Source organism: Nocardia tenerifensis NBRC 101015, assembly GCF_000308715.1.
Taxonomy (GTDB): domain Bacteria; phylum Actinomycetota; class Actinomycetes; order Mycobacteriales; family Mycobacteriaceae; genus Nocardia; species Nocardia tenerifensis.
Genome location: NZ_BAGH01000243.1, coordinates 1 through 4374, shown reverse-complemented (window position 1 = coordinate 4374; position 4374 = coordinate 1). Strand labels below are relative to the sequence as shown.

General features: G+C 68.0%; 4 protein-coding genes. All 4 read left to right on the top strand.

Annotated features, from left to right (window positions below; genetic code table 11):
- The first annotated feature begins 558 nt into the window (after positions 1-558).
- From gap to ON39_RS50690, 4 genes are read left to right on the top strand one after another with little or no spacing between them, the layout of a single operon-like run.
- Positions 559-1578 (top strand): type I glyceraldehyde-3-phosphate dehydrogenase, encoded by a 1020-nt coding sequence (gap, locus tag ON39_RS19455; protein ID WP_040736334.1) that lies wholly within the window; start codon positions 559-561, stop codon positions 1576-1578.
- Between the two features lie 4 nt (positions 1579-1582).
- Entirely contained in the window at positions 1583-2797 is a 1215-nt protein-coding gene (locus tag ON39_RS19450; RefSeq protein ID WP_040736332.1) for a phosphoglycerate kinase, read from the top strand.
- A 14-nt stretch (positions 2798-2811) separates the two neighbouring features.
- On the top strand, positions 2812-3609 hold the full coding sequence (gene tpiA, locus ON39_RS19445) for a triose-phosphate isomerase (protein ID WP_040736330.1): 798 nt from the start codon (positions 2812-2814) through the stop codon (positions 3607-3609).
- Between the two features lie 3 nt (positions 3610-3612).
- Positions 3613-4173, top strand: coding sequence for an NUDIX domain-containing protein (locus ON39_RS50690; protein WP_211336458.1), 561 nt, complete (start codon positions 3613-3615; stop codon positions 4171-4173).
- Positions 4174-4374 lie beyond the last annotated feature (201 nt).

Here is a 4374-nt window from a genome sequence, read left to right as displayed (position 1 = left end):
CACTCGCTCTCCGGGCACGCACTCACTTTCGGGCCTTAGAGAGGGTGCGTGCTCCAAGAGCGGGTGCAAGGTCCGCATTCGCTGTTGGGCGAGCATTCGCTGTTGGACGCGCTCGCTGTCCGGGCATGCACTCGTTTTCGGGGCGCGCACTCGCTTTCGGGTTCTAGAGGGTGCGTGCCCCTACGAGAGGGTGCAAAGTCCGCGTCTTGTTGAGGGCGCGCTCGCTGTCGGAGGCGCGCTCATTGTCGGGGCTAGCACTCGCTCTCGGGGCACGCACCCGCTTTCGGGCTCTAGAGAGGGTGCGTCTCCCTAGAGAGGGTGCGCAGTCCGCGTCTTGTGAAGGCGTGAGGAAGCAGACTGGTTGGTTGGTGACGGGGTGGTTACGGTAGGGGGTGGGGCCTCGAGGGGCCGCATGGGAAATGGATGTTTACGGCGACCCGGGCGCCTGCCGACAGATGTCCAGCTCACAACGGACAGGTGCATGTCGGTGCGGGGACGGGCGGGCACTACTGTTACTAGACATCGGAATGATCCGCTTGAAAGCTGAGGAGCGATAACGTGACTGTCCGGGTAGGCATCAACGGCTTCGGTCGTATCGGACGTAACTTCTTCCGGGCGGTGGAGGCGCAGAAGGCGCTGGGCACCACCGACATCGAGATCGTCGCGGTCAACGACCTCACCGACAACGCGACTCTCGCGACCCTGCTCAAGTACGACTCGATCCTCGGCCGCCTGCCGCAGGACGTCTCGCTCGACGGCGACGACACCATCGTCGTCGGCGACCAGCGGATCAAGGCGCTGGCCATCAAGGAGGGCCCGTCGGCGCTGCCGTGGGGCGACCTCGGCGTCGACGTGGTGGTCGAGTCCACCGGCATCTTCACCGATGCCACCAAGGCGAAGGGCCACCTCGCCGCGGGCGCCAAGAAGGTCATCATCTCCGCGCCGGCCAAGGGCGAGGACCTGACCGTCGTCATGGGCGTCAACGACGACAAGTACGACGGCAGCCAGAACATCATCTCCAATGCCTCGTGCACCACCAACTGCCTCGGCCCGCTGGCCAAGGTGCTCAACGACAGCTTCGGCATCGAGCGTGGTCTGATGACCACCATCCACGCGTACACGCAGGACCAGAACCTGCAGGACGGCCCGCACAGCGACCTGCGCCGCGCCCGCGCCGCCGCGCTGAACATCGTGCCGACCGGCACCGGCGCGGCCAAGGCCATCGGCCTGGTGCTCCCCGAACTGCAGGGCAAGCTCGACGGCTACGCGCTGCGCGTGCCGGTCCCGACGGGCTCGGTCACCGACCTCACCGTCACCCTGCGCAAGTCGGCCTCGATCGACGACATCAACGCCGCCTACAAGGCCGCCGCCGAGGGACCGCTGAAGGGCATCCTGAAGTACAACGTCGACCCGATCGTGTCGAGCGACATCGTCACCGACCCGCACTCCTGCATCTACGACGCGCCGCTGATCAAGGTCATCGACGATCAGGTGAAGGTGGTCGGCTGGTACGACAACGAGTGGGGCTACTCCAACCGTGTCGCCGACCTCATCGGCCTCGTCGGCAAGTCGCTCTGAGGCCATGGCAGTCAAGACTCTCGACGATCTGCTGAGCGAGGGTGTCGAAGGTCGGGGCGTGCTCGTGCGCTCCGACCTGAACGTCCCCCTCGACGACGGCGGCAAGATCACCGATCCCGGCCGGATCATCGCGTCGGTGCCGACCCTGAAGGCGCTGGTCGAGGCCGGCGCGAAGGTGGTCGTCACCGCGCATCTCGGCAGGCCGAAGGGCGCGCCGGACGCCAAGCTCTCGCTGGCTCCGGTCGCCGCGCGGCTCGCCGAGGAGCTGGGCCGCAACGTCCAGCTCGCCGGTGACGTGGTCGGCGGGGACGCGCTCGCGCGCTCCGAGGGCCTGACCGACGGCGACGTGCTGCTGCTGGAGAACATCCGCTTCGATCCGCGCGAGACCAGCAAGGACGACGCGGAGCGGGGCAAGCTGGCCGCCGCGCTGGTCGAATTGGTCGGCGAGGACGGCGCTTTCGTCTCCGACGGCTTCGGCGTGGTGCACCGCAAGCAGGCATCGGTCTACGACGTGGCGAAGCTGCTGCCGCACTACGCGGGCAAGCTGGTCGCCGCCGAGGTCGACGTGCTCGCCAAGCTGACGCAGGACACCGAGCGGCCGTACGCGGTCGTGCTCGGCGGCTCCAAGGTCTCCGACAAGCTCGCGGTCATCGAGGCGCTCGCGCCGAAGGTCGACACGCTGGTGATCGGCGGCGGCATGTGCTTCACCTTCCTTGCCGCACAGGGCCTTTCGGTGGGCAGCTCGCTGCTGCAGGAGGAGATGGTGGAGACCTGCAAGGGTCTGCTCGAGCGGTACGCCGACGTCATCCACCTGCCGCGCGACATCGTGGTGGCGAGCAAGTTCGCCGCCGACGCGGACTCGAAAGTCGTTCCGGTGAACGAGATTCCGGACGGCTGGATGGGCCTGGACATCGGGCCGGAGTCGACCGATCGATTCGCGGCGCTGCTGACCGAGGCGAAGACGGTGTTCTGGAACGGCCCGATGGGCGTGTTCGAGTTCGACAACTTCGCGGCCGGCACTCGGGGCGTGGCCGAGGCCATCGTCACGGCGACCGGCAAGGGCGCGTTCACCGTCGTCGGCGGCGGCGACTCGGCTGCGGCCGTGCGGGCGCTCGGGCTGCCCGAGGACGGTTTATCGCACATCTCCACCGGCGGCGGCGCGTCACTGGAATACCTGGAGGGCAAGGAACTTCCGGGCATCGCGGTACTGGAAGATTGAGGAGTGCGACGGCTGTGACGAAGTCCTTTGCCAGGAAACCGCTCATCGCGGGCAACTGGAAGCTGAACCTCAATCACCTCGAGGCCATCGCCCTGGTGCAGAAGATCGCGTTCGCCCTGCCGGAGAAGTACTTCGCCAAGGTGGACGTCGCGGTGCTGCCGCCGTTCACCGACCTGCGCAGTGTGCAGACGCTGGTGGAGGGCGACAAGCTGCTGATCACCTATGGCGCGCAAGACGTTTCGATGCACGAGTCGGGCGCGTACACCGGTGAGATCAGCGGCGCGATGCTGGCCAAGCTCGGCTGCACGTTCGTCGCGGTGGGCCATTCGGAGCGGCGTCAGTACCACCACGAGGACGACGCCACCGTGCTCGCCAAGGCCAAGCAGGCGTTGAAGCACGGGCTCACCCCGATCGTCTGCATCGGTGAGGGCCTGAACGTCCGCGAGGCGAAGACGCACGTCGAGTACAACCTCGAGCAGCTGCGCGGTTCGCTGAAAGGCCTGACGGCGGAGGAGATCTCGAAGGTCGTCATCGCCTACGAGCCGGTCTGGGCCATCGGCACCGGCAAGGTCGCGACCCCCGCCGACGCGCAGGAGGTCTGCGGCGCGATCCGGGCTGAGCTGGCCGCGCTGGCCTCCCCGGAGGTCGCCGCGGGCGTGCGCGTGCTCTACGGCGGCTCGGTCAACGCCAAGAACGTCGGCGAGCTGGTCGGCCAGGCCGATATCGACGGTGCGCTGGTCGGCGGCGCCTCGCTGAAGGGTGACGAGTTCGCCACCCTCTCCGCGATCGCCGCGGGCGGCCCACTGCCGTAACCGATTTCGCGAACGAGGGGCCGGGCACCGCGTCAGCGGGCCCGGCCCCTCGTACGTCACGGCCGAATACGCTGTGCCCCATGGAGTCCGAGCGAGCCGAGTTCATCGCCGCTCTGCCACGCAAGCGAATGGCCGCCGGCGCCTTGTTCGTCGACGAGGCGGACCGGGTGTTGGCTGGTCGAGCCGACCTACAAGGACCATTGGGAACTGCTTGGCGGCGTGGTGGAGGCCGACGAGTCGCCCTACGCCGCCGTGGTCCGCGAGGTCCTCGAGGAGCTGAGCCTCGCGGCACCCATCGGACGGCTACTGGTGGTGGACTGGGTACCGCCCGGCCGCCACCCCAGCGACGGGGTGATGCTGGTCTACGACGGCGGCACGCTGCACCCCGACCAAACCGCAGCGATATCCCTTCCAGCGCAAGAGCTTCGGAGCTGGGCATGGTGCGACCACGCGGCGGCGGAGCGGCGTTTGACCGGTGTGCTGGCGCGGCGGGTAGCGGCGGCGAGCCGAGCGCGGACCGAGGGGACGACGGCCTACCTGGAGGACGGGTACATCGTCGGCTGAGCCGTTGGATTGCTGGCCGCCATGCCGTTGGGCCGGCGGGCAATTGAGTCGCTGGGGCGGCTGGGCCTTTGGGCTATTGGGCCGCCTAGCTATTGAGCTGTTGGGCGGCTGAGCTATTGAGCCGCTGAGCCGCGAGGTGCCGAGCCGCTGCGTCGCTGAGGTGCTCAGCTGCTGACCTGCTGGACCGCGAGCCGTTGACCT